This is a genomic window from Dermacoccus sp. GAS27A (genome assembly GCF_044909235.1).
GTDB lineage: Bacteria > Actinomycetota > Actinomycetes > Actinomycetales > Dermatophilaceae > Dermacoccus > Dermacoccus nishinomiyaensis.
The window spans coordinates 331,266-355,587 of the sequence record NZ_JBIYDW010000001.1 but is presented as its reverse complement, the minus strand read 5'-3'; the positions used below and the strand labels follow the sequence as shown (position 1 = coordinate 355,587).

At 69.3% G+C, this 24,322-nt stretch carries 23 protein-coding genes, 6 tRNA genes and 1 riboswitch; of the genes, 4 read left to right on the top strand and 25 right to left on the bottom strand.

Going from position 1 to position 24,322, the window contains the following annotated elements; translation table 11 throughout:
• Positions 1–92 precede the first annotated feature (92 nt).
• Entirely contained in the window at positions 93–866 is a 774-nt protein-coding gene (locus tag ABH936_RS01550) for a YebC/PmpR family DNA-binding transcriptional regulator (protein ID WP_404602277.1), read from the bottom strand.
• Between the two features lie 136 nt (positions 867–1,002).
• Entirely contained in the window at positions 1,003–1,620 is a 618-nt protein-coding gene (gene pdxT / locus ABH936_RS01545; RefSeq protein ID WP_404602275.1) for a pyridoxal 5'-phosphate synthase glutaminase subunit PdxT, read from the bottom strand.
• A 75-nt stretch (positions 1,621–1,695) separates the two neighbouring features.
• Between pdxT and ABH936_RS01540 the strand changes: the two genes are divergently transcribed.
• Positions 1,696–3,636, top strand: a complete 1,941-nt coding sequence (locus ABH936_RS01540) for a potassium transporter Kup (protein ID WP_260852931.1) — start codon at positions 1,696–1,698, stop codon at positions 3,634–3,636.
• 124 nt (positions 3,637–3,760) lie between these two features.
• Here ABH936_RS01540 and pdxS read toward each other — a convergent pair whose 3' ends face one another.
• The 8 genes from pdxS to ABH936_RS01500 all read right to left on the bottom strand — a co-directional run bounded on the left by pdxS (position 3,761) and on the right by ABH936_RS01500 (position 9,810).
• Positions 3,761–4,669 carry a pyridoxal 5'-phosphate synthase lyase subunit PdxS gene (pdxS, locus tag ABH936_RS01535; protein ID WP_404602272.1) on the bottom strand — a complete coding sequence of 303 codons (909 nt, stop codon included), beginning with the start codon at positions 4,667–4,669 and terminating at the stop codon, positions 3,761–3,763.
• A gap of 161 nt (positions 4,670–4,830) precedes the next feature.
• Complete coding sequence (locus ABH936_RS01530; protein WP_404602270.1) at positions 4,831–5,490, bottom strand: hypothetical protein; 660 nt, start codon at positions 5,488–5,490, stop codon at positions 4,831–4,833.
• Positions 5,487–6,632, bottom strand: coding sequence for a glycosyltransferase family 4 protein (locus ABH936_RS01525; RefSeq protein ID WP_062257618.1), 1,146 nt, complete (start codon positions 6,630–6,632; stop codon positions 5,487–5,489). Before ABH936_RS01525 ends, ABH936_RS01530 begins: the two co-directional genes overlap by 4 nt.
• 3 nt (positions 6,633–6,635) lie before the next feature.
• Positions 6,636–7,580: a phosphatidylinositol mannoside acyltransferase gene (locus tag ABH936_RS01520; RefSeq protein ID WP_062257616.1), complete on the bottom strand. Its 945-nt coding sequence runs from the start codon at positions 7,578–7,580 to the stop codon at positions 6,636–6,638.
• 4 nt (positions 7,581–7,584) lie between these two features.
• Positions 7,585–8,205 carry a phosphatidylinositol phosphate synthase gene (pgsA, locus tag ABH936_RS01515; protein ID WP_404602267.1) on the bottom strand — a complete coding sequence of 207 codons (621 nt, stop codon included), beginning with the start codon at positions 8,203–8,205 and terminating at the stop codon, positions 7,585–7,587.
• 65 nt (positions 8,206–8,270) lie between these two features.
• Positions 8,271–8,846, bottom strand: a complete 576-nt coding sequence (locus ABH936_RS01510) for an HIT domain-containing protein (RefSeq protein ID WP_241724597.1) — start codon at positions 8,844–8,846, stop codon at positions 8,271–8,273.
• An 83-nt stretch (positions 8,847–8,929) separates the two neighbouring features.
• Positions 8,930–9,319 carry a hypothetical protein gene (locus ABH936_RS01505; protein WP_241724598.1) on the bottom strand — a complete coding sequence of 130 codons (390 nt, stop codon included), beginning with the start codon at positions 9,317–9,319 and terminating at the stop codon, positions 8,930–8,932.
• A complete protein-coding gene (locus ABH936_RS01500) occupies positions 9,316–9,810 on the bottom strand; it encodes a GNAT family N-acetyltransferase (protein WP_241724599.1) in 495 nt (164 codons plus the stop codon). Before ABH936_RS01500 ends, ABH936_RS01505 begins: the two co-directional genes overlap by 4 nt.
• A 123-nt stretch (positions 9,811–9,933) precedes the next feature.
• A riboswitch (SAM riboswitch) is annotated at positions 9,934–10,049 on the top strand.
• 72 nt (positions 10,050–10,121) lie between these two features.
• Here ABH936_RS01500 and ABH936_RS01495 point away from each other — a divergent pair.
• Positions 10,122–11,435 (top strand): bifunctional o-acetylhomoserine/o-acetylserine sulfhydrylase, encoded by a 1,314-nt coding sequence (locus ABH936_RS01495; RefSeq protein ID WP_404602264.1) that lies wholly within the window; start codon positions 10,122–10,124, stop codon positions 11,433–11,435.
• 166 nt (positions 11,436–11,601) lie between these two features.
• On the opposite strand, the gene thrS is transcribed toward ABH936_RS01495, so the two are convergent.
• From thrS to ABH936_RS01440, 11 genes are all read right to left on the bottom strand, one after another.
• Positions 11,602–13,599: a threonine--tRNA ligase gene (thrS, locus tag ABH936_RS01490; RefSeq protein WP_404602262.1), complete on the bottom strand. Its 1,998-nt coding sequence runs from the start codon at positions 13,597–13,599 to the stop codon at positions 11,602–11,604.
• A gap of 514 nt (positions 13,600–14,113) precedes the next feature.
• Entirely contained in the window at positions 14,114–15,532 is a 1,419-nt protein-coding gene (argG, locus tag ABH936_RS01485; protein ID WP_006944507.1) for an argininosuccinate synthase, read from the bottom strand.
• A gap of 162 nt (positions 15,533–15,694) precedes the next feature.
• Positions 15,695–16,765, bottom strand: coding sequence for a GTP 3',8-cyclase MoaA (moaA, locus tag ABH936_RS01480; RefSeq protein ID WP_404602259.1), 1,071 nt, complete (start codon positions 16,763–16,765; stop codon positions 15,695–15,697).
• The gene (locus ABH936_RS01475) at positions 16,762–17,199 is read right to left on the bottom strand and encodes a molybdenum cofactor biosynthesis protein MoaE (protein WP_404602257.1); all 438 of its coding nucleotides are present in this window, start codon (positions 17,197–17,199) and stop codon (positions 16,762–16,764) included. Before ABH936_RS01475 ends, moaA begins: the two co-directional genes overlap by 4 nt.
• A 77-nt stretch (positions 17,200–17,276) precedes the next feature.
• Positions 17,277–17,353, bottom strand: a tRNA-Val gene (locus ABH936_RS01470).
• 59 nt (positions 17,354–17,412) lie between these two features.
• Positions 17,413–17,880, bottom strand: coding sequence for a TIGR02611 family protein (locus tag ABH936_RS01465; RefSeq protein ID WP_074045398.1), 468 nt, complete (start codon positions 17,878–17,880; stop codon positions 17,413–17,415).
• 168 nt (positions 17,881–18,048) lie between these two features.
• Positions 18,049–18,891: an aminotransferase class IV gene (locus tag ABH936_RS01460; protein WP_259879796.1), complete on the bottom strand. Its 843-nt coding sequence runs from the start codon at positions 18,889–18,891 to the stop codon at positions 18,049–18,051.
• Positions 18,888–19,982, bottom strand: a complete 1,095-nt coding sequence (locus ABH936_RS01455; protein ID WP_404602254.1) for a chorismate-binding protein — start codon at positions 19,980–19,982, stop codon at positions 18,888–18,890. Before ABH936_RS01455 ends, ABH936_RS01460 begins: the two co-directional genes overlap by 4 nt.
• Before the next feature lie 116 nt (positions 19,983–20,098).
• Complete coding sequence (locus ABH936_RS01450; RefSeq protein WP_404602252.1) at positions 20,099–21,217, bottom strand: calcium:proton antiporter; 1,119 nt, start codon at positions 21,215–21,217, stop codon at positions 20,099–20,101.
• A gap of 147 nt (positions 21,218–21,364) precedes the next feature.
• Positions 21,365–21,439, bottom strand: a tRNA-Val gene (locus ABH936_RS01445).
• A 12-nt stretch (positions 21,440–21,451) separates the two neighbouring features.
• Positions 21,452–21,527: transfer RNA gene (locus ABH936_RS01440), tRNA-Gly, on the bottom strand.
• Between the two features lie 497 nt (positions 21,528–22,024).
• Here ABH936_RS01440 and ABH936_RS01435 point away from each other — a divergent pair.
• Positions 22,025–22,249, top strand: a complete 225-nt coding sequence (locus ABH936_RS01435; RefSeq protein ID WP_404602250.1) for a hypothetical protein — start codon at positions 22,025–22,027, stop codon at positions 22,247–22,249.
• 424 nt (positions 22,250–22,673) lie between these two features.
• Positions 22,674–23,216, top strand: a complete 543-nt coding sequence (locus tag ABH936_RS01430) for an alpha/beta fold hydrolase (RefSeq protein ID WP_404602248.1) — start codon at positions 22,674–22,676, stop codon at positions 23,214–23,216.
• A gap of 50 nt (positions 23,217–23,266) precedes the next feature.
• Here the strand turns inward: ABH936_RS01430 and ABH936_RS01425 are convergent, their stop codons facing one another.
• From ABH936_RS01425 to ABH936_RS01410, 4 genes are all read right to left on the bottom strand, one after another.
• A complete protein-coding gene (locus tag ABH936_RS01425; protein WP_404602246.1) occupies positions 23,267–23,719 on the bottom strand; it encodes a DUF5709 domain-containing protein in 453 nt (150 codons plus the stop codon).
• 276 nt (positions 23,720–23,995) lie between these two features.
• Positions 23,996–24,070 (bottom strand) — tRNA-Val (locus ABH936_RS01420).
• A 1-nt stretch (position 24,071) separates the two neighbouring features.
• Positions 24,072–24,142: transfer RNA gene (locus ABH936_RS01415), tRNA-Cys, on the bottom strand.
• Positions 24,143–24,180: 38 nt separating this feature from the next.
• A tRNA-Gly gene (locus ABH936_RS01410) sits at positions 24,181–24,253 on the bottom strand.
• Positions 24,254–24,322 lie beyond the last annotated feature (69 nt).

The following is a 24,322-nucleotide window of genomic DNA, read 5'->3' as shown; positions in this document are numbered from 1 at the left end:
ATAGAACACTTGTTCGCATCCACCGTACCCGATGCACGCGACGGCCGTGCCCCGCGGGGCACGGCCGTCGATCACTCACGGAACGACCGGGATCAGTCCTCGGCGTCCAGTTCGGCGAGAACCTCATCAGAGACCTGGCCGTTGGCAAAGACGTTCTGCACGTCGTCCGAGTCCTCGAGGGCCTCGATGACGCGGAACATCTTCTTCGCGCCGTCCTTGTCGAGCGGCACCTCCATCGACGGCACGAACGATGCCTCGGCCGAGTCGTAGTCGATGCCAGCGGCCTGCAGCGCCTCACGCACGCCGACGAAGTCACCCGCCTCGGACACGATCTCGAAGGATTCGCCGAGGTCGTTGACGTCCTCCGCGCCCGCTTCGAGCACGATCTCGAGCAGCGCGTCCTCCGTCGTGTCGGGCTTGTCGCCCTGCGCCTTCGGGACGATGACGATGCCCTTGCGGTTGAACAGGTAGGCGACCGAACCGGAGTCCGCCATCGAGCCACCGTTCTTCTGCAACGCGGTGCGGACCTCGGCGACGGCGCGGTTCTTGTTGTCCGTCAGGCACTCGATGAGCAGCGCGACGCCACCGGGCGCGTAGCCCTCGTACGTGAGGGCCTGGTACTCGGCGCCACCGGCCTCGGCGCCGGAGCCGCGCTTGACGGCGCGGTCGATGTTGTCGTTGGGCACCGACGACTTCTTCGCCTTCTGGATGGCGTCGTACAGCGTCGGGTTGCCCGTCGGGTCACCGCCGCCGGCGCGGGCCGCGACCTCGATGTTCTTGATCAGCTTCGCGAACAGCTTGCCGCGCTTGGCGTCGATCGCAGCCTTCTTGTGCTTCGTCGTCGCCCACTTGGAGTGACCGCTCATGTCTGCCTCTCGGATGCTCGTGCTGCCGTGCTCGAACACGCCCGATGCGGGGCGCGGGGCGAACGCGACGGCAGATGGGCGCGCTCGCTCGGATCGCGGGCAAGTCTAGCGCCGTCGCGAGCCGCGGCCCCAGTCGTCATCCGCGAGCGTGCTCGACCATGCGCACGAACAGGGCGTGGACGCGCGCGTCGTTCGTCACCTCCGGGTGGAACGACGTGGCGAGCAGATTGCCCTGACGCACGGCGACGACGGCCTCACCGCCCGTCGGCAGCGCGACGCTGGAGAGCACCTCGACGCCGGCGCCGACCTCCTCGACCCAGGGCGCGCGGATGAACACCGCCCGGACCGGGCCGCCGTCCACGCCGTCGACGGTGACGTCCGCCTCGAACGAGGCGACCTGACGACCGAACGCGTTGCGCCGCACCGTGACGTCGAGCCCGCCGAGCGTCTGCTGACCCGCCGCCCCGTCGAGGATCCGACCGGCGAGCAGGATCATGCCGGCGCACGAGCCGTAGGCCGGCATCCCCGCGGCGATGCGTTCGCGCAGCGGTTCGAGGAGGTCTCCCTGAGCGATGAGGCGCATCATGACCGTCGACTCCCCGCCGGGGATGACGAGTGCGTCGACGTTCGCAAGATCCGCGGCACGACGAACGCGCACGGCATGCGCGCCGACGTCCTCCAGCATGCGGACGTGCTCGACGACGTCGCCCTGCACCGCGAGCACCCCGATGACGGTCCGTGGCGTTGATTCCATGCCCGCGACCCTATGACACAGGCGTATCTGGTACCCGTGTGGCGCGCGCAGGGGCGGTTGCCCCATACTTTCCGGGTGAGTACTGAAGCGAGCGTGACGAGCGAGGGCGCGTCCACCCCCGAGTCGAACCCCGGCGGCCATGCCAAGAAGGGCATGGCCGCGCTCATGCTCGGCGCCCTGGGCGTCGTCTTCGGTGATATCGGCACCAGCCCGCTGTACTCGGTGCAGAGCGTCTTCAACGTCGACCACAACGCCGTCGTCGCCAACGAGAGCGACATCTACGGCGTCATCTCCTGGATGTTCTGGGCACTCACCATCATCGTGACGATCAAGTACGTCCTGTTCGTCCTGCGCGCCGACAACGACGGCGAGGGCGGCATCATGGCGCTCGCCGCGCTCGTGCGACAGGGCGTGCCCAAGGGCGGCAAACGCTGGGGCATCGTCATGATCCTCGGTGTCATCGGCGCGTCCCTGTTCTTCGGCGACAGCGTCATCACGCCGGCGATCTCCGTCATGTCGGCCATCGAAGGTCTCGAGACGGTGCATGAAGGGCTCACCGAGTACGTCGTCCCCATCGGCGCGATCGTCATCACGGCGCTGTTCTTCATCCAGCAGAAGGGCACGGACGCCGTCGGCAAGTTCTTCGGCCCAGTCATGATCGTCTGGTTCGTCACCCTCGCCGCGCTCGGCGTCAACCAGATCGTCCGCGACCCGGAGATCTTCCGAGCACTGCTGCCGACGTACGCGGGCAGCTTCGTCATCGGCCACCCCTTCATCGCGTTCGTCGCGGCCGGCTCGATCGTCCTGTGCGTGACGGGCGCCGAGGCACTGTACGCCGACATGGGCCACTTCGGTCGCGCGCCGATCACGCGCGCCTGGTTCGTGCTCGTCTTCCCCGCCCTCATCCTCAACTACATGGGGCAGGGCTCGCTCATCCTCAGCGACCCGAAGAACATCTCCAACCCGTTCTTCCTGCTCGCCCCCGAATGGGCCAAGCTCCCTCTCGTCATCCTCGCGACCGCGGCCACCGTCATCGCCTCGCAGGCCGTCATCTCCGGCGCGTTCTCCGTCGCCCGCCAAGCGGAGCGCTCCGGCTACCTGCCGCGCATGACGGTGCGTCACACCGGCGAGGAGGAAGAGGGCCAGATCTACATCCCCGGCGTCAACTGGGTGCTGTTCATCGGCGTCATAACGCTGCTGCTCGCGTTCCGCAGCTCCGAGAAACTCGCCGTCGCCTACGGCCTCGCCGTGACGGGCACGTTCCTCATGACGACGACACTGTTCCTCGTCTACGCGCAGAGCACGCTCAAGTGGCCCAAGTGGCGCCTCGCCGTCCTTGGCTTCTTCCTCTACCTGTTCGAGGGGATCTTCTTCACCGCCAACGTCGCGAAACTGTTCCACGGCGGTTGGCTGCCCGTCGTCATCGCCTGTGGCATCGGCCTGTCGATGCTGACGTGGCAGAAGGGCCGCGACATCGTCGCGCGCCGCCGCCACGACATCGAAGGCCCCCTCGACGACTTCGTGCGCTCCGCCCGCTGCGGTGACCTGCGCGAGGTCCCCGGCACCGCCGTGTTCCTCCACCCCGACCGGACGACGACGCCGCTCGCCATGCGTGAGAACGCCAACTTCAACCACGCCATCCACGAGAACGTCTTCATCGTGACGACGAAGAGCGCCAACGTGCCGCACATCGCACCGGAGGACACCGTCGTACTGGACCACCTCGGCAACGACTACGACCGCATCACGCACCTGACGCTGCGCTACGGCTTCCAGGACGACCAGGACGTGCCCGCCGCCCTGCGCATCGCCGCCGACCAAGGCGTCGACATCGACCCCGACACCGCCTACTACTTCGTCTCCGAGATCGGCCTCATCGACGCAGGCCGCCCCGGCATGTCCAAGCTCCGCAAACTGCTGTTCATGGCGATGAGCCACAACGCCGCCGTCCCCGCCGACTACTTCCGCCTCCCCAAGGAACGGACGGTGATGATGGGGGCTCAGATCCTTCTCTGATCCGCGAGCGGATCAAAGAAGGATCTGAGCCGTTGTCCCGCGTGCTATCGCACCGAATGAGCACGTGTCCGGGGCGAGCTTGCGAGCCCCGGACACGGCGAACCGGAAGAGAGCCGAGGAATTATCACCAACCCCGTTCGGACAGGCGGTGGGGTTCGGGGATCTCGTCGACGTTGAGGCCGACCATGGCTTCGCCGAGGCCGCGGGAGACCTTGGCGAGGGTGTCGGGGTCGTCGTAGAAGGTGGTGGCCTTGACGATCGCTTCGGCGCGTTGGGCGGGGTTGCCGCTCTTGAAGATGCCGGAGCCGACGAAGACGCCTTCAGCGCCGAGCTGCATCATCATGGCTGCGTCGGCGGGCGTCGCGATGCCGCCTGCGGTGAACAGGACGACGGGCAGCTTGCCCTTCTCGGCGACCTCACGCACGAGGGCGTAGGGAGCCTGCATCTCCTTGGCCGCGACGTAGAGTTCGTCCTCGGCCATCGACGTCAGACGGCGGATCTCGCCGCGGATCTTGCGCATGTGCGTCGTCGCGTTCGACACGTCGCCGGTGCCCGCTTCACCCTTGGAGCGGATCATCGCGGCGCCCTCGTTGATGCGTCGCAGCGCCTCACCGAGGTTGGTCGCGCCGCACACGAACGGCACGTCGAAGGCCCACTTGTCGATGTGGTTGGCGTAGTCGGCGGGCGAGAGCACCTCCGATTCGTCGATGTAGTCGACGCCGAGCGCCTGCAGCACCTGCGCTTCGACGAAGTGCCCGATGCGCGCCTTCGCCATGACGGGGATCGACACGGCCTCGATGATGCCGTCGATCATGTCGGGATCACTCATGCGCGAGACGCCGCCCTGCGCGCGGATGTCGGCGGGCACACGTTCGAGGGCCATGACGGCGACGGCTCCTGCGTCCTCGGCGATCTTCGCCTGATCGGGGGTGACGACGTCCATGATGACGCCGCCCTTGAGCATGTCGGCCATGCCGCGCTTGACGCGGTCGGTCGCCACGGCGGTGTTCTGTTCGGAGCCTGCAGCGCTCATGTGTTCGTCCCTCTTTCTGATGGGCGCCGCGGATGCGACGCGAGAGCCCACGCTAGCCCCGAGACGGGCATGAAGGAGACAGATGATCGTCGATGGCAGCTACCGGCCACGGCATGATGGGGCCGACGACGCCAGCCCGAACACGGCTGCTCCGGCAGAAATCAGCGCCACGCGTCGGTGCGACCGAGGCCGTGGACGCGGGTGGCAAACGTGACTTCTTCCGGCAGCTGCGTGCGTCCAGCCAGGTGCAACGCCCGGACGATCGCCTTGGCGCGTACGCGACGTACGTCGCGTACGGCCTCGTTGTGGAATCGGTAGGCGAGTTCGACGCGATCGCATGCGTCCGCGAGACGCTGACGGGCCCCGTCGTCACCCTCCGCGAGCGCGCTGCCTGGGACGTCAGGCACGGTGCTGATCGGGCGGCGCCCAGCTGCTTCCGCCCGCGACGCGGCGCCGTCCGTCGCCGACGCGTCACCCACGACGAGCGCAAGCGTCTGCGTCAACGCCGTCTCGGCCTGCGCACGCTCGACGGGTACGCCGACCTGTTGCACGTCGTCCGTGATGAGGGCGCCGTCGGCGGCCTGCAGCGAATCGGCCGCCGACGAGGCGAGCAGCAGCGCGCTCGCCGGGTCGAGAGCGGTGGCCTGCGCGTACTCGGCCGCGGCCTCGGCGCGGCGCACGAGCTGCGCGTCGAGCGAGGCCAGCGACCCCTCGACGCGAGCGTGCAGCCGGTCGAGGCGCGCTGCGGTGTAGCTGAGATACCAGGCGAGCGCGAGCAACAGCGCGACGACGACGGCGACGTCGGCCCACACGCCGCTCATGATCGGCGTCCCGCCACCGCGGCGGCCGCGGCATGCGAACTGCGGACCGTCTCGTACGCGGAGATGACCTGCTGCCCGACGGCCGACCAATCGTAGAGCCGCGCGCGCTCTCTCCCGGCCCGGGACAGGGCGTCACGCGCACCGCGGTCAGCGAGCACCCCCGTCACCGCATGCGCCAGCGCCGCCGCGTCGCCGGTGTCGAAGAGGACGCCGCAGCGGCCGTCGTCGAGCACGCGCGCGAAGGCCTCCAGATCGCTGGCGACGACGGGGGCGCCGGCGCTCATCGCCTCGATGAGGATGATCCCGAAGCTCTCGCCACCGATGTTGGGCGCGACATACGCGTCGCACGACGCCAGCAACGACGCCTTCTCGGCGTCGCTGAGCAGCCCGAGGAACTCGACGTGACCCTCAGCCGAGGCGGGCACCTCCCGCCGCGCCGCGTCGACGTCACCCGGCCCCGCGACGAGGACGCGCACCCCGGGGTGCGCCCGGGCGATGAGCGGGACGGCGTCGAGCAGAACGCGCAGGCCCTTGCGCGGCTCCCCCATGCGTCCGAGAAAGGCGATCGTCGGGCGCTCGCCCCCATCCTGCCAGCGCGCCTCGGGGCGAGCCGTCGCGAACCGGTCGACGTAGACGCCGTTCGGCACGAGCGCGGCGTCACCGCCGAGATGGCGCGCGACGGTGTCCCGCGCGGCGCGCGAGACGGCGATGCGCCCGGTGATCTTCTCCAGCGCCGGGCGCAGGAACGGTTGGGCGAGCTGCAGCGCGCGCGAACGCTCGATCGAGGTGTGGAACGTCGCGACGACCGGCCCGTCGTACGTGCGCAGCGCGAGCAGCGACACGCTCGGCGTCATCGGTTCGTGGACGTGCAGGACGTCGAAGTCGCCGCGCTCCACCCAGCGCGCCGTCCGGCTCGCCGCGACCGGACCGAACGCCAGGCGCGCGACGGAACCGTTGTAGCGGATGGGCATCGCTCCCCCGGCACTCGTCACGTACGGCGCACCCGCGTCGTCACCGTCGCTCGGCGCGAGGACGCTGACCTCGTGCCCTTCTGCGAGCAGGTACGTCGCGAGGTCGCGCACGTGCAGCTGCACACCGCCGGGCACGTCGAACGAGTACGGGCTGACGAGGCCGATCCGCACCGCTCAGCCCCGGCGCGCGTCGAGGTCGCGGACGAACACGCGCTGCATCATGTGCCAGTCCTGCGTGTGCTCGCGGATGGCGCCACCGAGCGCGTCGGCGCACGCCTGGACGGCGGTCTGCACGTCGGCGCGGGCATCATCGGTGTGGGCGATGTCGACCGCCGGGTGGAAGCGGATGTCGATGCCCCAGCCGCTGCCGCCGTCGCGCCGGCGGTAGGTGATCGTGATCGGCACGAGTGCCGCACCGGTGCGTCGGGCGATGACGGCGGGGCCGGCAGCGAGGCGGGCCGGCTCGCCGCACAGGTCGACCGTGACGCCGCGGCTCGTGAGGTCGCGATCCGACAGCAGCGGCGCGAACGCACCCGGTTCGCGCACGAGCGTCTCGACCTGGCCGAGGACGTTCTCGCCCTTGGTCAGCGGGATGATCGTCATGCCCAGCTCTTCGCGGAAGTGCAGGAACGCGCGGAAGAGAGCGTCGGGCTCGAGTCGCTCGGCGACCGTCGTCACGTGCGCGAGCTGTGTCGCCGACCAGGCGCCCGCGAGATCCCAGTTGCCGAGGTGGCCGAGGTAGGCGACGACGCTGCGTCCATCGGCGAGCATGCTGCGGGTCGCCTCGAGTTCACCCGAGGTGGTCACCCTCTCGGCGATCTGCTCGCGTGTCAGCGACGGCAGTCGGAACGCCTCGCACCAGTAGCGCAGGTACGAGCGCACGCCGGCGGCGACGAGCGCGTCGAGGGCTGCGTCGTCGAGTTCGGGGCGCGCGATCGCGTAGTTGGAGCGCATCCGCGCGACGCTCGGGCCGCCGCGGCGCGTCGTGACGTCCGCGATGACGTCGAAGAGGCGGTGGGCGGCGCGCTCGGGCAGCGCCCGCACGCCCCACCAGGCGCCCTTGAACGCTGCGACGGTGACGGCGTCGCGGGCGCGCGTCGTCAACCCCTCGGCGGCCACGCGCTCAGCCCTCGAACGGCTTGGCGAGGGCCTGCTTCCGCACCATGAGCATGCGCTGCACGACCGTGATGAACGATGCGACGGCGAGCAGCGTGAGCACGACGGTCAGCACGATCTCGGGCAGGAACCAGCCGACGAGGCCGGTCGTGACGAGCACGGCGACGAGACGGTCGGCGCGCTCGGCGATGCCGACGTTGGCCTGCATGCCGAGGCCCTCCGCGCGCGCCTTGGCGTACGAGACGACCGAGCCGAGCACGAGGCACGCGAGCGCGAGGCACGCCATGAGGAAGTTGTCGCCCTTGCCCGCGTAGTACAGGACGAGGCCCCCGAAGATCGCGGCGTCACCGACGCGGTCGAGCGTCGAGTCGAGGTAGGCACCCCACGTCGACGAGCGGCCCGACAGGCGCGCCATGTTGCCGTCGAGCATGTCCGAGAAGACGAAGACGGTGATGAACAACGTGCCGACGAGGAAGTCGCCGCGCGGATAGAACCACAGCGCACCGAACGCGACACCGGCGGTGCCCACGATCGTCACGACGTCGGGGCTGATGCCGAGACGCAGCAGGAGCTGGGCGATGGGCCGGAAGATGGCGGAGAAAAACGCGCGCGCGTACTTGTTGAGCATGGTGGTTCAACTGTAGCGGTTCGATATACCCGTTCGAGGCAGCGCACTGCCCGTGGTGCCCGATGTCAGTCGTTCGGCCAGTTCGCGACGATGCGCTGACGGCTGTCCTCGAGCAGCACCGGCAGCGCCTTGGTGCGCCCGATGATCGGCATGAAGTTCATGTCGCCACCCCAGCGCGGCACGATGTGCTGATGCAGGTGCGCGGCGACGCCGGCACCTGCGACGTCACCCTGGTTCATCCCGAGGTTGAACCCGCCCGGGTTCGACGCGGCCTTCAGGGCACGCACCCCGGCCTTCGTCAGCTTCGTGAACTCCTCGGTCTCGTCGTCGGTGAGGTCGATGTAGGAGGCGACGTGACGGTACGGGCACACGAGCAGGTGGCCCGGGTTGTACGGGAACAGGTTCATCACGACGAAACAGTGCTCACCACGGTGGACGATGAGGCCGTCGGCGTCGGTCTTCGTCGGCGACGCGCAGAACGGGCAGCCGTGGCCGGCGTCCTTCGTCGGACGCTCACCCTCGATGTACGCCATGCGGTGCGGCGTCCACAGCCGCCCGAACCCGTCGGCCTCACCCGCGAAGGCGCCGCCTTGCTCGATGAGGATGTCGTCCTGCGAATTAGCGTTGAACTCGTCGACCATGGCCCGATCCTAGAGCCCCGCCTGCCTCGACGCAGCGGCCGCGGGTGGGTTCGCGCGCACCACGCACCCCCGGGTGAGCGGTCTCAGACCGCCGCGATCTCGCGCAGACGCGCCGGGACAATGGTTCGATCGGCTTCCCCCGCGTGCGCGACGTCGCCGACACGGCCCGCCAACGTCCGCGCGACCTCGGCCGCGTCGCCGTCACCGACGACGGCGACGATGCTCGCGAGCCCGGCGAGGCCCGTGACGGCGTCCTCGAGGTCGAGCCAGTCGTCGTCATCGAGGGCGGCTGCCGCCCCCGGCCATGCGACCGAGGCGGCCATGACGCCGTCACGAGCCCACTGCTCGACAGCGTCGCGCGCGAGGGCGCCGTCAGCACCGAGGTGCAGGACGACGGCGTTCGCGACCGGCTTGGACGGGCAGGCGATGCAGCGCTCTCGCTGATCGAGCGCCCAGATGACGTCGTCGCTCATGACGCACGCTCCGCATCGCGGCGGGCGTCGAGGCCGAACGGCGCCACACGCTGCATGTGACGTTCGTCCGGCGGGCCGAAGCCGGCTCGTTCGTACAGCCTGCGGGCACGCGGACGGGCGTTGAGCATCATTCGCGCGACGTCGTGCGCGTCGGCCCAGGCGTCGACGATCCGCAGCATCCGCTCGGCCAGGCCCTGGCCGCGCGCCGACGGCGTGACGAAGACGACCGCGATGTAGAGCGACGGCTGCGCCGGCCGCGCCAGCGCGGGGGGCCGGTGCACGAGCGACGTCTGCACCATGCCGAGAGCCGTCCCGTCAGCACTCGAGGCGAGCCACGTCGGCAGATCGTCGTAGTGCGCGAGCCAGTGATCGGCGTACTGGGCGATGAAGCCGGGGCGGTTGCTCTCCCCCGCCTCGAGGTCCATCTGCAGACGCAGCGCCGCGCAGGCGAACGCGTCTTCGCGGCGCGCGCGGACGATCGTCGGTGTCATGGCAACAGTCAAGCACGGCATGAGGGTCGTCGCCCGTAGGTGCGTCGCGTCAGCACGGGGCCGCGACCAAAATGTGAGACAGCATTCCCGCCTGATGACACCACCCGGCCTAGAGTGGCCGCAGGTCACGAGCGCCAGCGTCAAACCCCGGTTTGCTGGCCGGCAACCCTCCCACCGCGGCGGGGTGCTCCGGGTGACGACCTGGCCCGGCGCCGAGCGCGTCCGGGCAAGCGCGGAGGGATTCCCCTTCGGGCACCACACGTACGGTGCGCCGCCCGTGCGTCCACGCACTCCTCGAGAGGGACATCATCATGAGCTCCGAGAACTGGGCCTTCGAGACCAAGCAGATCCACGTCGGCCAGAACGTCGACGGCGACACCGGCGCCCGGGCGCTGCCGATCTACCAGACGACGTCGTTCGTCTTCGACTCCGCCGAGACCGCGGCCAACCGCTTCGGCCTGTCGGATCTCGGCCCCATCTACACGCGCATCGGCAACCCGACGGCGCAGGCGGTCGAAGACCGCATCGCCGCGCTGGAGGGCGGCGTCGGGGCGTTGCTGCTCGCGTCGGGTCAGGCGGCGACGACGTTCGCCATCCTCAACGTCGCGCAGGCCGGCGACCACATCGTCGCGTCGTCCGCGCTGTACGGCGGCACGTACAACCTGCTCAAGTACACGCTCAAGCGGCTTGGCGTCGAGACGACGTTCATCGACAACATCAACGATCTCGACGAGTGGCGCGGCGCCATCCGCGACAACACGAAGCTGCTGTTCGGCGAGACGCTGAGCAACCCCGACCAGAAGGTGCTCGACGTGCGCGGCCTCGCCGACGTCGCGCATGACGCCGGGGTGCCGCTGTTCGTCGACAACACCGTCGCGACGCCGTACCTGCTGCGCCCGATCGAGCATGGCGCGGACGTCGTCATCCACTCCGCGACGAAGTACCTCGGGGGGCACGGGACGTCGATCGCCGGCGTGCTCGTCGACGCCGGGACGTTCGACTACGCCGCCGACCCGGCGAAGTTCCCGCAGTTCAACGAGCCGTCCGAGAGCTACCACGGTCTCGTGTTCGCCCGCGACCTCGGCGTCGGATCGCCGCTCGGCGCGAACCTCGCCTTCATCCTCAAGGCGCGCGTCGAACTGCTGCGCGACCTCGGCGCGGCCGTCTCCCCGTTCAACGCGTTCCTCATCGCGCAAGGCCTCGAGACGTTGTCGCTGCGTGTGGAGCGACACGTGGAGAACGCGAAGAAGGTCGTCGAGTTCCTGAAGTCGCAGCCGCAGGTCGAAGCGTTGTTCTACGCCTCCGACCCGTCGAGCCCCTACAAGGAACTCGCCGACCGCTACCTGCCCGCCGGCTCCGGCGCCGTGCTGTCGTTCGAGATCGCCGGTGGCGTCGAGGCGGGCAAGAAGTTCGTCGACGCCCTCGAACTGCACTCGCACGTCGCGAACATCGGTGACGTCCGTTCCCTCGCCATCCATCCTGCGTCGACGACGCACTCCCAGGGCAGCGACGAGGACCGCCGCGGCGCCGGCGTGACGCCCGGCCTCGTGCGGTTGAGCGTCGGCATCGAGAACTCCGCCGACATCATCGCCGACCTCGAGAAGGGCTTCGCCGCAGCGAAATGACCATGCGCTGAGGTGGGTCCCCGCGACGGGTGACGCAGCCGGGTTTCGTACCCCGAGCGTGGTCATCCGGCCGTGTCGAACGCCGGCCCTCGGGTGCACATGCCAACACACGAGCGCGCCCCCGAACCGCGAGGTTCGGGGGCGCGCGTCGTCGTCGAGGCAGGAGTCAGCCGGCCGTCGGGTCGGTGTTCTGACGTTCGGTGATGACGCGGGTGATCTCGGCGATCGCGTCGGCCACCGGCACGCCGTTCTTCTGCGACCCGTCGCGGAAACGGAACGAGACGGCGCCGTTGTCGCGGTCCTCCTCACCGGCGATCAGGATGAACGGCGCCTTCGACTTGGACGCGTTGCGGATCTTCTTCGGGAAGCGGTCGTCGCTCATGTCGACCTCGACACGCACGCCGGCCTCGCGCAGCTTCGTCGCGACGTCCTGCAGGTAGTCGTAGTACTCCTCCGCGACGGGCACGGCGAGCACCTGAACCGGCGCGAGCCACGCCGGGAACGCGCCCGCGTAGTGCTCGACGAGCACGCCGAGGAAGCGTTCGATCGAGCCGAACTTCGCCGAGTGGATCATGACGGGCTGCTGACGCGAACCGTCCGCCGCCTGGTACTCGAGGCCGAAACGAGCGGGCTGGTTGAAGTCGTACTGGATCGTCGACATCTGCCAGGTACGGCCGATGGCGTCGCGCGCCTGCACGGAGATCTTCGGGCCGTAGAACGCGGCACCGCCCGGGTCCGGCACGAGCTCGAGGCCGGACTCGAGCGCGACGTCCGACAGCACCTTCGTCGCGATGTCCCACTGTTCGTCGGTGCCGATGAACTTGTCCTTCTTGTCGCCGTCGACGTCGCGCGTCGAGAGCTCGAGGTAGAAGTCGTTCATGCCGAAGTCGCGCAGTAGGCCGAGGATGAAGTCGAGCAGGTGCTTGATCTCCCCCGGCGCCTGTTCGGGCGTGACGTAGCTGTGCGAGTCGTCCTGGGTGATCATGCGCACGCGCGTCAGACCGGAGAGCACGCCCGACTTCTCGTCGCGGTACACCGTGCCGAACTCGAAGAAGCGCAGCGGCAGCTCACGGTAGGAGCGCCCACGCGAACGGAAGATCTCGTTGTGCATCGGGCAGTTCATCGCCTTGAGGCGGTAGTTCTGCCCGTCGACGTCGAGGGGCGGGAACATCCCGTCCGCGTAGTACGGCAGGTGACCCGAGGTGTAGAAGAGGTCTTCCTTCGCAATGTGCGGCGTGCCGACGTAGGAGAAGCCCTCCTCGATGTGACGGCGGCGGACGTAGTCCTCCATCTCACGCTTGATGATGCCGCCCTTGGGGTGGAACACGGGCAGGCCGGGGCCGATGTTCTCGGGGAAGCTGAACAGGTCGAGCTCGGCGCCGAGCTTGCGGTGGTCGCGCTTCTCGGCCTCGGCGAGGCGCTCGAGGTAGGCCTTCAGCTCGTCCTTCGTCGGCCACGCAGTGCCGTAGATGCGCTGCAGCTGCGGGTTCTTCTCGCTGCCGCGCCAGTACGCGGCGGCCGAACGCATGAGCTTGAACGCGTTGCCGAGCACCTTCGTCGACGGCACGTGCGGGCCGCGGCACAGGTCGCCCCAGGCGACGGTGCCGTCGCGGCGGACGTTGTCGTAGATCGTCAGCTCACCGCCACCGACCTCGGCCTCCGCGCCCTCGGCCGCATTCGCAGCGTTGCCCTTGAGGCCGATGAGCTCGCACTTGTAGGGCTCGTGCGCGAGTTCTTCGAGGCCCTCGGCGTCGGTGATGACGCGGCGGTTGAACGTCTGGCCCTCGTTGACGATCCTCTGCATCGCCTTCTCGAGCTTCTTGAGGTCGTCGGGCGTGAACGCCTCGGCGACGTCGAAGTCGTAGTAGAAACCGTCGGTGACGGGCGGGCCGATGCCGAGCTTCGCGCTCGGGTTGATCTGCTGCACCGCCTGCGCGAGCACGTGGGCCGCGGAGTGACGCAGGACGGCGAGGCCCTCGGGGTCCTGCGCGGTGACGGGCTCGACGGACGCGCCGTCCGGGATCTCGCGGAACAGGTCGCGCAGTTCACCGTCGATGCGCATGACGAGGACGGCCTTGTCGCCGCCGAACAGGTCCGCGCCCGTCGTGCCCTGCTCGACCTCGCGTGGTTCGCCGTTGACGGTCAGGGTGATGTTCTCGGACACGGCTGTGCTCCTTGTTCGTGACGTGCAGACTCGGCCGCACACGTACGAATGGCACGGCCCGTGCGGCCAAGGCTACCGGGTGCCCCGACCACCCCACGCCGAGCCGCCGGCACCACCCAGGCGTGACGTTGGTCGCCCGCGGTGATGCGAGGCGGGCGTTGCTGAGGATCTCCTACGAATGTGGACGTAGATCGCCGATGTGGACGAAAATCGCAGGTGGGTCAGGGGCCCGTACTCATCTGCGATTTGCGTCCACATTCGCGATTCCTCTACACCTCGGCGACCGGCGTCCACACTCGCGAGGTTCGGCCGCCACTACCAACCTGGGTGACGGTCGTCGACGGCGCCGTGTCCAGCCGACGACCACATTGCCGTCCGGACGCGACGAGGCCGCCCACCATCCAGTGGGCGGCCTCCTCGATCGCGCCGAGCGTGCAACCTTCCTCGACCGATGCCGAGGTCTTGGTCGATCAGCGCCGATGTCCTGGTCGATCGGCGCCGACGTCTCGGCAGGTCAGTCGGTGCCGAACTCCATCGCCGCTTCGTCGAGTGCGAGAGCGTCGGCGTCGACGTTCGGGTTCGACGCGATCTGCTGCGCGCCACCGGGCTCGAGCTGGCCGACGAGGTCGGTCTGCGCCTTGCCCAGCCCGCCGCGTGCGGCGTAGAACTCGAGCTTGCCACGCGTGTCGGCGATGTCGAGGTTGCGCATCGTCAGTTGCCCGATGCGGTCGACGGGGCCGAATGCGGCGTTCTCGGTGCGCTCCATGGACAGCTTGTCGGGGTGGTAGGAGAAGTTGTCGCCCTGGGTGTCGACGATCGAGTAATCCTCGCCGCGACGAAGGCGCAGCGTCACCTCACCCGTGACGGCGGACGCCACCCAACGCAGCAGACCCTCGCGGATCATGAGCGACTGCGGGTCGAACCAGCGTCCTTCGTACAGCAGCCGCCCGAGGCGCCGTCCGTCGTTGTGGTACGCGGCGATGGTGTCCTCGTTGTGGACGGCGTTGAGCAGCCGTTCGTAGGCGATGAACAGCAGCGCCATGCCGGGCGCCTCGTAGATGCCGCGCGACTTGGCCTCGATGATGCGGTTCTCGATCTGGTCGCTCATGCCGAGCCCGTGGCGTCCGCCGACGGCGTTGGCCTCCTGGAACAGGGCGACGACGTCGCCGCCGAAGTCGTCACCGTTGATCGCGACGGGCAGCCCCGATTCGAAGCGGATGACGACGTCCTCGGTGTCGATCTTCACCGCGTCGTCCCAGTAGGCGACGCCCATGATCGGCTTGACGATCTCCATCGACTCGTCGAGGTGCTCGAGCGTCTTCGCCTCGTGCGTCGCGCCGAGGATGTTGGCGTCCGTCGAGTAGGCCTTCTCGGCCGAGTCGCGGTAGGGCAGATCGTGCGCCGTCAGCCATTCGGACATCTCCTGGCGCCCACCCAGTTCGCTGACGAAGTCGGCGTCGAGCCACGGCTTGTAGATGCGCAGGCCCGGGTTGGCGAGCAGACCGTAGCGGTAGAAACGCTCGATGTCGTTGCCCTTGAACGTCGAGCCGTCGCCCCAGATCGACACACCGTCGGCCTGCATGGCGCGCACGAGCAGCGTGCCGGTGACGGCGCGACCCAGCGGCGTCGTGTTGAAGTACGTGCGCCCGCCGGAGCGGATGTGGAACGCGCCGCACGCAATGGCGGCGAGACCCTCCTCGACGAGCGCCTTCTTGCAGTCGACGAGACGCGACAGTTCGGCGCCGTACTGGCCGGCACGGCCCGGGATGCCTTCGATGTCGTCCTCGTCGTACTGGCCGAGGTCGGCGGTGTAGGTGCAGGGGACGGCGCCCTTGTCGCGCATCCAGGCGACGGCCACGGAGGTGTCGAGGCCACCGGAGAAGGCGATGCCGACGCGTTCGCCGACGGGCAGGGAAGTCAAGACCTTGGACATGCCTTCAGAATACCCCGACTGAGTAGTTATGCCAAAACAGTGCATAACTACTCAGTCGGCAGGCCTGGGGCGGCGGGACGACGCGCCGGCGCCCCGCAGCGCGAGCCTGGCATCGACGTGTGCACCGACCCGACTGCCCGACCTAGGCACGCCATCGATCGCTCAGCCGCCGATGGCGCTCATCGGCCGCGGCGGCTGGAGGAATCCGGGTTCGTCGATGCCGTGGCCGGGTTGCTTGCCGGCGAGGCAGGCTCGGATGCGGGCGCGGACATCGGCGTCCGTGCCACCGCTGCGCAGCACCGAGCGCACGTCGGTCTCGCCGCGCGCGAACAGGCACGAGCGCAGCTGGCCGTCGGAGGTGAGCCGCAGCCGGTCGCACGCGCCGCAGAACGGCATCGTCACGCTCGCAATGATGCCGACGCGGCCCGGGCCTCCGTCGACCTCGTACAGCTCGGCCGGGGCGGCGCCGCGTCCGGGCAGCGCGTCCAGTGAGTGCGTGCGACGCAGCAGGGCGAGCGTCTCGGCAGCTGTCACCATCTCGGCGCGGTTCCACACGTGCCCGCCGTCGAGCGGCATCTGTTCGATGAAACGCAGTTCGTGCCCCTCAGCGAGGGCCCAGGCGAGCAGTGCGGGCGCCTCGTCGTCGTTGACGCCGCGCAGCAGCACCGTGTTGATCTTGATCGGCGCGAAACCGGCGCAGCGCGCCGCGTCGAGACCGGTCATGACGTCGTCGAGTCGATCCCGACGGGTCATGGTCGCGAAACGCGAGGGCGAGAGCGTGTCGAGGCTGACGTTGAGTCGCGCCAGGCCCGCGTCGCGCAACGGTTTCGCCAACTGCGCGAGCCGAACGGCGTTCGTCGTCATCGACAACTCGGGGCGCCCACCCGGCCCCTCGAGTGCCGCCAGGCGTTCGACGAGGTCGACGATGTCGGGGCGCAGCAGCGGTTCGCCGCCCGTGAGGCGGATCTCGTCGATGCCGGCCTCGACGGCGATGCGAGCCACCGTGACGATCTCGTCGCTCGCCAACAACGTGTCGCGCGGCGCGAGCGGCACACCCTCGGCGGGCATGCAGTAGGTGCAACGCAGATTGCACTTGTCGGTCAGCGAGATGCGTAGGTCACGATGCACCCGCCCGAACGAGTCGACGAGCGGACCGTCATCCGAAACGCCTGCAGCGGTGGAGAGTTCGCCGCGCAGGGCACGGCGCACGCGGGGTGTCGGCAGGTCGATCATGACGGCAGCCCGGACCACACCGCGCTGCCGTCGCGCAGGTGTTGCTGTTTCCACAGCGGGACGTCGTGCTTGATGCGGTCGACCAGTTCGCCGCACACCGTGAACGCCAGCGCGCGATGCGGGGAGCTGACGGCGGCGACGATGGCGCTCTCCCCCACCGCGACACGTCCGATGCGGTGGGTGACCGCCACGCGTGTCTCACCGTCCGGATCCAGCTGCGTGACGACGGCCTCCGCCACCTCGCGCAACGTCGCCGCGGCGCTCGGGTGCGCGGTGTAATCGAGCGCGACGACCTCGCCGTCAGCCTCCGGGTCGTGGTTGCGTACCGTCCCGACGAACGTCACGCACGCGCCCTGACGTGCGTCGTCGACGGCGCGCGCGTGGGCGTCGACGTCGAGGTGCGAGTCGGTGACGGCGGCGAGCAGGACGGGCATGGGCGCTCCTTCCATCGGTGGCCCAGCGGTGTCCGCGGGACGCAAAAAACGCGGAATCCAATGATTCCGCGTCCTGATGGTGGATGTAAAGGGACTCGAACCCCTGACCTCTCGCGTGTGAAGCGAACGCTCTAACCAACTGAGCTATACATCCGTGTGGTGCGCGGGAAACACTAGCCCACGGCGTCGATGAACACCAAACGGGCCGGTGCGTCAGCCGCTGAGCCCCGGCACGTCGTCGAGCCAGTTCTCGGCGAAGTCCGGCAACCATCCCGGCACCCCGGACACCGCGAACATCGCCCAGAAGATCGCGACAACGAGCGCGAACGTCGCGAGACCGGCCAGCGCCTGCGCCCACCAGCCCTTGCGTTCGAGCCAGTCCCACCACGCTTGCACCTTCGCGCGTACCCAGCCGAGCAGCCGCTGCGCGCGCTCGAACTCGCTCGCCCAGATGCCGAGGCCGAGGAAGATGACGAGCCAGCCCGGCCCCGGAAACGGCAGCAGCACGATGCCCACGATGACGACGATTGCGCCGAGCACACCGACGCCGATGCGGTACAGTCGCGCGCTCTTCGGGTTGGCGCGGATGCGTCGACGCCACTCCCAGTCGTGCTCCTCGCCCTGCCCGGGCTCTCGAGAATCGCGGGAATCAGCGTCGCGGGCGGAGGTCGTCGAGCTCATGACAGCCAAGCCTAACGGGGGGCGCCTGAGCCGACCATTCCAACGCCGCGCGCGGGAGACTTCACGGCCGGGCGTGAACCGACGTCAACCCACATCAACCGCCACGACATCGCGCCGTCCCGTGTCGAGGGGACCCCGCGCCGAGGCACACCCGACGGGAACACGCCGTCAGCCGAGCAGCTCGCCCTGACGCTCGGCGAAGATCGCCGCGATGCGCGAGGTCATGGGTCCGGGGGTGCCCTCGTCGCACAGCGCCCGGTCGTTGATGGCGTGCACGCCCTGCACGTCGCGTGTCGAGGAGGTGACGAACGCCTCGTCGCATTCGTCGAGCACGTCGAAGCTCAGGTGTTCCTCGGCGATCTCGACGCCGGCCTCGCGCGCCCACTCGATCGTCAGCGCGCGCGTGATGCCGGCGAGCGGGCCGTCCTCGAGCGGCGGCGTGACGACGCGCTCACCGAGCACGACGAAGATATTCGAGCCGGTGCCCTCGCACAGGTTGCCGAGCGTGTTCGAGAAGATCGCCTCGCTCGCGCCGGCCTCCTTCGCCGCGGCGAGCGCGACGACGTTCTCCGCGTACGACGTCGTCTTCAACCCGGCGACGGCCGAGTTCTCGTTGCGCGTCCAGCGCACCGTCGCGACCTTCGTCGTCGGCGCGGGTCGCGGCACGGCGCCCGCCGTCACGATGTACGTCTGCGGGGCGTCGCCGCGATCCGAACCAAGTGGGCCGACGCCGCCGGTCACGGTGTAGCGCAGGCGCCCGAAGTCGATGTGCTCACCCTCGAGCACGGCCTTGACGCCCTCGTCGATGCGGTCGCGATCGAGCTTCGGCAGGCCGAGGCCGGCGAGGCTGCGATCCATCCGATCATGATGACGCGACAACGCGAACACGCGGCCGCCGTCGATCTTGGCGGTCTCGAACACGCCGTCGCCGACGGTGATGCCGTGGTCGATCGGTGAGATGGCCGCGCCCTCGTCGACGCGGCGACCGTCGACCCAGATCCGGATGCTCATGGTGTCTCCTCCAGTGCCGCGCCCCGCGCGATGGCGAGCAGGCGATGTGCCTTCAGTTCGGTCTCATCCCATTCTGCCGTAGGCACCGAATCCCACGTGATCCCGGCGCCCACCCCGAAGTGGGTCGACGGAGACGATATCCCGTGCCCGTTCGCGGCCGCAGCCCCACCCCCGGCGGGTTTCTGCCAGAACGTACGGATGCCGACGGCCAGCTCCGCGGCGCCCCGATCGGCGTCGATCCACCCGATGGCGCCGCAGTACGGCCCGCGCGCCCCCACCTCGAGTGATTCGATGACGTCGAGAGCCCGCCGTTTGGGGGTGCCCGACACCGAGCCGGGCGGCCCCGTCGCGCTGAGCAGCCGCGCCCACGTCACGTCGTCACAGACCTCGCCCCACACCGTCGAGACGAGGTGGACGAGGCCGGGGTGCTGTTGCATCTCGAGCAGCGGATCGACGCGCACCGAACCGGGCACACAGACACGTTGCAGGTCGTTGCGCACGAGGTCGGTGATCATGACGTTCTCCGTCACGTCCTTCGCGAGCATCGTCTCCGGACACGTCGACGTGCCCTTGATCGGCGCGGAACTGATGACGGCGCCCTCGCGCGCCAGGTACATCTCCGGCGAGGCGCTGACGATCTGCGGCAGGCCCGCGATGTCGATACGCGCGGCGTGACGCGCCGGGTTGTGGGCGAGCACGCCGCGGAACAGGACGTCGAGGTCGAGCGCGGCGTCCGTCGTCAGCGTCCGACAGAGGTTCACCTGGTACACGTCGCCGGCCGCGATGTGCTCGCGGATCCGTTCGACGCCGTCGCAGTAGGCGTCGCGCGACAGCGACGATCGCCATTCGACGTCACGTTCCGCGGGCCTTGACTGCGGCTCGGCCAGGGCCGCACTCCCCCGCCACGGCTGCGTCGGGTGCCACACCACCGATCGCATGCGCGCGGCCAGCAGCTCGCCCTCGAACATCTGCACGACGACGTGGAAACCGTGCTCGAGATCGTCTGGATCCGACGTCACCGCCTCGACGTCCCACGCCGTGACGTCGCGAAAGAGCGCACGATCCGTGCTGGCGGCGAGAGCGTCGATCACGAGAGGCCACAGTAGTCCGGCCGCGTCACGCGCAGGCGGATGCGCCGCAGCGGATGAGCCCGGCCACGTGGCGACCTACCGAGGACGCACGCCGTCGCGCGCTATCCCGACGCGGGTCACGGATTCGCGGCGAGGAAAACGTACGCGAACAGCAGCACGAGCAGGATCCACCCGGAGAACCGCGTCGCGCGGCCCTGGACGATCGTCAGGATGCCGACGACGAGGCTGAGCACGAGCAGCACGATGTGCATGCTGCCGAGGCCCAGTTCGAGCGGTGACGACAGGAACGGCGACAGCGCCGCGAGCGTCGGGATCGTCAGGCCGATGCTCGCCATCGCCGAGCCGTACGCGAGATTGAGGCTGTTCTGAACGCGTCCAGCGCGCGCGTACTTCGCGGCGGCGAGCGTCTCCGGCAGCAGCACGACGAGGGCGATGACGACGCCGACGAAGCTCTGAGGGAAGCCCGCGGCGTCGACGGCCTGTTCGATCGACGGCGACAGCACCTTCGCCAGACCGACGACAGCGACGAGCGCCACGACGAGCAGGCCCAGGCTGACGAGCGCGGCGCGCGTCGACGGGGCCGGGCCGTGGGCGTCCTCGTCTCCCTCGTCGTCGAGCGGCTTGCCGGCGCGGTCGACGGGCACGAAGAAGTCGCGGTGACGCACCGTCTGGGTGAGGACGAACATCGCGTACACACCGATCGAGCTGATCGCGGCGAACGCGAGCTGCGACGGCGAGAACTCCGGCCCGCTGCGGGCCGAGGTGAACGTCGGCAGCACGAGGCACAGCCCCGCGACGGTGACGACGCCCGCCAGCGCGGCCGCCGACCCTTCCGGGTTGAAGCGTGCCAAGCCGCGGCGCCCCGCGCCGAGGAAGATGCACAGACCGGCGATGCCGTTGATCGTGATCATGAGCGCCGCGAACACCGTGTCGCGCGCAAGCGTCTCGACGCCGTCCTTGCCGGAGGCCATGAGGGTGACGATAAGCCCCACCTCGATGACGGTGACGGCGACCGCGAGGACGATCGACCCCAGCGGCTCGCCCACCTTCGCGGCGATGACCTCGGCGTGGTGGACGGCGGCGAGAACAGCTCCGAACAACGCCGCGGTGACGAGGACGGCGACGACGCCCGGCAGGCTGCGTTCCCATGTGGCCGCGAGGACGACGGCTCCGAGGATCGGAGCCCACGTCGTCCACTGGGCGATTCCTGGTCGGTGCGTGGCTTCGGCGCTCATGCGCTCCCCTTGGATCGTGCGGCGGTCACGGACGCTGCGTGCTCGGCCCTTGCCTGAGGGAGACGGTTCCTGCGAGAGCGAGTCTCGATCAGTCTTGGCCGAATGTGCATCAAGGCCTCCGGCGACACGCCGAAGGCCTTGATGTGATGGTGGGCGATACTGGGTTTGAACCAGTGACCTCTTCCGTGTCAAGGAAGCGCGCTACCGCTGCGCCAATCGCCCCAGATATGGGAATGGAGCGGACAACCGGGCTCGAACCGGCGACCTCAACCTTGGCAAGGTTGCGCTCTACCAACTGAGCTATGTCCGCCTGTTTCCTCGGGCTTTCCGCCCTCGGCAACGACGAGAACGTTACCCGGTTCATCGCGCGTTCACCAAATCGGCATGGCCGGGTCGACGGCGGACTGCCCGTGTGCGTGCCTCCGGGGTGCATCCGGGCGGATCAAGGTTGGCCCGACGGCCGGTACGACGGGCGCTTCGAGTCCGGCCCGACGGCCGGTCCGCTGGTCGCCCGCGCGGAATCCGAGGATCAGACCTGCGCGCCGACGCTCCCTCGATGGGCTGCAGCGATGGCGTCGACGGGGATCGGCGGCCCGCCCACGCCGATCGACGAGTGCGCGATCGCGACGACGGATGTCGCTGGCTTCACGCCGACTGTGCCTCATCACGGCCGTGCGTACTTGACCTGGCTCATCGCGCCGCCGCTCGATCCGCAGCTGCATCCGTGGACCGTCGTACGCCTCGGCGTACTTCGTCTCCGGACGCCCAGCCGCGACGCTCCTGCGCACCACCGACGGCCTCTCGGGAGTGCTGCTCGTCGTCATCTCCGCGCTGTCCTACGCCCGCCTGCGCATCGTGTGGCGGGGGCTGCGCCTCGACCACGACGCCGCAGCGGCCGTCGGTCACGTCTCGACCCGCCGTCGCGAACGCGTCGCCGTGCGGACGTGGTGCGCCGCCACGGTGCGGGCCGCGTCGACTCGCCGGGCCGGGCACCGCTGGGCGTCCCGAGTCATCCTCGGCCTCCCCTGCTGAGCCGTTTCGCGGCGCGCTTCCCGATGATCAGCGTGGCCGGGCGCGCGACGCGCGTTCTCGACGCAGGCGACGGGCCCGCGCTCGCCTGTTCCCCCGGCATCGCGTCGTTCGTGTGGGACTGGGCGCCTGTCGCGCAATGCTTGTCGGCCACCCATCGCGTCATCGTCGTCGAACGTCCCGCCGACGAGCGACTTGCCACCGGGCACCTTGACGCCGAACGCCTTGATGTCGAGCACCCTGGCGCGGCCGCACGTCCCGATGTCGAACGCGCGGACGCCGACCGGCCCGAGGCGACGGCCGGCGCGCCGACCATGCTCGAGGACGACGCAGCGCACCTGCTGAACGCGCTCGACGCGCTGGGCGTGACGGGCCCTGTCACATTCGTCGGTCATTCGGGGCTGTCGTGGCGGAAGCCGCGGCACGCATGGCCCCGGAGCGGGCCGCGGCCCTCGTCCTGCTCGACGGGTCACTCGCCGAGGACGGCTCCGCCGAGCCCGAGACGCCTCGATCGGGCCGACGCGCACGACTCCTGGTGGCGGCCCTGCGAAGCCGCCCGGCCGTCGCTGCCTGGCGGGTCTGCGGCCCCACGATTCTCACGCTGACGGTGCCCGCGCGTCGTTCACTCGCGCGATCGGTCCCCGGCCTGCGCGACGAGATGGCGTCGATCAGCGTGCTCGAGACCTGTCTTCACGAATTGTCGGCATATTCGTCCTGCGTTCGTCAGCTGCATGCGCTGCGCACGACGTCACCGCTGACGCCGCAGTTGCCGACGCTCGTCGTCGCCGCCAACGGGCGCCTGCAGCGACGCACGCCAACCCGTTGGGTGCGCGCCGTGCTGCGCCAGGCGCGCGAAATCGCCGCCGATGCAGACGTGCGGAAGGCCGTCCTCGAGCGATCCGGCCATTTCGTCATGCTCGACCGCCCTCAGCGCATGGCCGACCTCATCCTCACGCTCGGATCCCGCTGACGGCGGCGCACCGCGACGCTCCGGCGGCCTCGCACTCTGCGTCCGCTCGATCAGGCGCCGGGCTCGTCGACGATGCCGTCGTCGAAACCCGCCGCGTCGCGACCGTCCGTGAAGTGCAGCGCAGCCTCTTCAGCGCTCGAGGCGCCACCCGCGAAACCGTCGTCCTCGGCGAGGAGTTCGGATTCGCGATCCTCCGCCAGGCCCTCGTCGGGGGCGACGACGCGGCCGACGCGCGTGTCGTCGAACTCGTCGTCAGGTGACGGAACGCCGTCGGGGTTGCCGTACGCCGAGTCGGGGTCGACGTCGGGCACCTCCTCCTCGAGGCGCTCGTCGAGGGTCTCATGCTCGTTCTCCCAGCGCTCGACGTTCGGCTCGCGCTCCGGCGTCGTGAACCCCTGGTCGAGCATGTTCTCGTACGCCTCGCCCGTGACGTCGTCGGCGGCCTGGGCCTGATCCGCGTAGCCGTCCATGGGGCCGAGGTCGAAGTTCGATTCATTCGTCATGACGCCATCATGCGCACATGAGCCGCACCAAGGAAAGCCGGCCGGCCCGCTGCACGTCGGTCGATGGCCGCCGCCCGCCTGCGCCGCTCGACATTGCCCCACAACGCGTCATCCATGACGCTTTTCCGGGCGATGGCCGCCGGGCCCCGTGCCCACGGCGTCCCCCGCACACCGGCCCGGGATCTCTCGCCCAGCCGGCAGCTGGCAGCCTGCAGCGGAACAGCCACGATGCTCCCGACGGCCGGGCCGTGGGAGCATCGTGGCTGTGTTCGGTTCTGGTGGGCGATACTGGGTTTGAACCAGTGACCTCTTCCGTGTCAAGGAAGCGCGCTACCGCTGCGCCAATCGCCCGAGGTGGAGACGGGATTTGAACCCGTGTAGACGGCTTTGCAGGCCGTTGCCTCGCCTCTCGGCCACTCCACCGAACACGGTTCGCACCGTGCGTGTCCAAGAAGACACAGAGCGGACAACCGGGCTCGAACCGGCGACCTCAACCTTGGCAAGGTTGCGCTCTACCAACTGAGCTATGTCCGCCTGCTACGGCGCTGTCGCGCTGCAACGAGAGGACACACTAACCGATGCTCACGTTCACGCGCAACGTGG

Excerpts from the sequence above, each read along its gene's own strand:
- ABH936_RS01510 (WP_241724597.1), bottom strand. The coding sequence starts at position 8,846 with ATGGTCGACGAGTTCAACGCTAATTCGCAGGACGACATCCTCATCGAG.
- ABH936_RS01530 (WP_404602270.1), bottom strand. The coding sequence starts at position 5,490 with ATGAGCGGCGTGTGGGCCGACGTCGCCGTCGTCGTCGCGCTGTTGCTC.
- pdxT (WP_404602275.1), bottom strand. The coding sequence starts at position 1,620 with ATGGAATCAACGCCACGGACCGTCATCGGGGTGCTCGCGGTGCAGGGC.
- ABH936_RS01475 (WP_404602257.1), bottom strand. The coding sequence starts at position 17,199 with ATGCCCGTCCTGCTCGCCGCCGTCACCGACTCGCACCTCGACGTCGAC.
- pgsA (WP_404602267.1), bottom strand. The coding sequence starts at position 8,205 with ATGCTCAACAAGTACGCGCGCGCGTTTTTCTCCGCCATCTTCCGGCCC.
- ABH936_RS01550 (WP_404602277.1), bottom strand. The coding sequence starts at position 866 with ATGAGCGGTCACTCCAAGTGGGCGACGACGAAGCACAAGAAGGCTGCG.
- argG (WP_006944507.1), bottom strand. The coding sequence starts at position 15,532 with ATGTCCAAGGTCTTGACTTCCCTGCCCGTCGGCGAACGCGTCGGCATC.
- pdxS (WP_404602272.1), bottom strand. The coding sequence starts at position 4,669 with ATGAGCGCTGCAGGCTCCGAACAGAACACCGCCGTGGCGACCGACCGC.
- ABH936_RS01450 (WP_404602252.1), bottom strand. The coding sequence starts at position 21,217 with ATGAGCGCCGAAGCCACGCACCGACCAGGAATCGCCCAGTGGACGACG.
- ABH936_RS01425 (WP_404602246.1), bottom strand. The coding sequence starts at position 23,719 with ATGACGAATGAATCGAACTTCGACCTCGGCCCCATGGACGGCTACGCG.
- moaA (WP_404602259.1), bottom strand. The coding sequence starts at position 16,765 with ATGATCGACCTGCCGACACCCCGCGTGCGCCGTGCCCTGCGCGGCGAA.
- ABH936_RS01430 (WP_404602248.1), top strand. The coding sequence starts at position 22,674 with ATGGCCCCGGAGCGGGCCGCGGCCCTCGTCCTGCTCGACGGGTCACTC.
- ABH936_RS01500 (WP_241724599.1), bottom strand. The coding sequence starts at position 9,810 with ATGACACCGACGATCGTCCGCGCGCGCCGCGAAGACGCGTTCGCCTGC.
- ABH936_RS01495 (WP_404602264.1), top strand. The coding sequence starts at position 10,122 with ATGAGCTCCGAGAACTGGGCCTTCGAGACCAAGCAGATCCACGTCGGC.
- ABH936_RS01460 (WP_259879796.1), bottom strand. The coding sequence starts at position 18,891 with ATGAGCATCCGGATCTGGGTCGACGGTCGCCGCGTCGACGAGGGCGCG.
- ABH936_RS01465 (WP_074045398.1), bottom strand. The coding sequence starts at position 17,880 with ATGAGCTCGACGACCTCCGCCCGCGACGCTGATTCCCGCGATTCTCGA.
- ABH936_RS01505 (WP_241724598.1), bottom strand. The coding sequence starts at position 9,319 with ATGAGCGACGACGTCATCTGGGCGCTCGATCAGCGAGAGCGCTGCATC.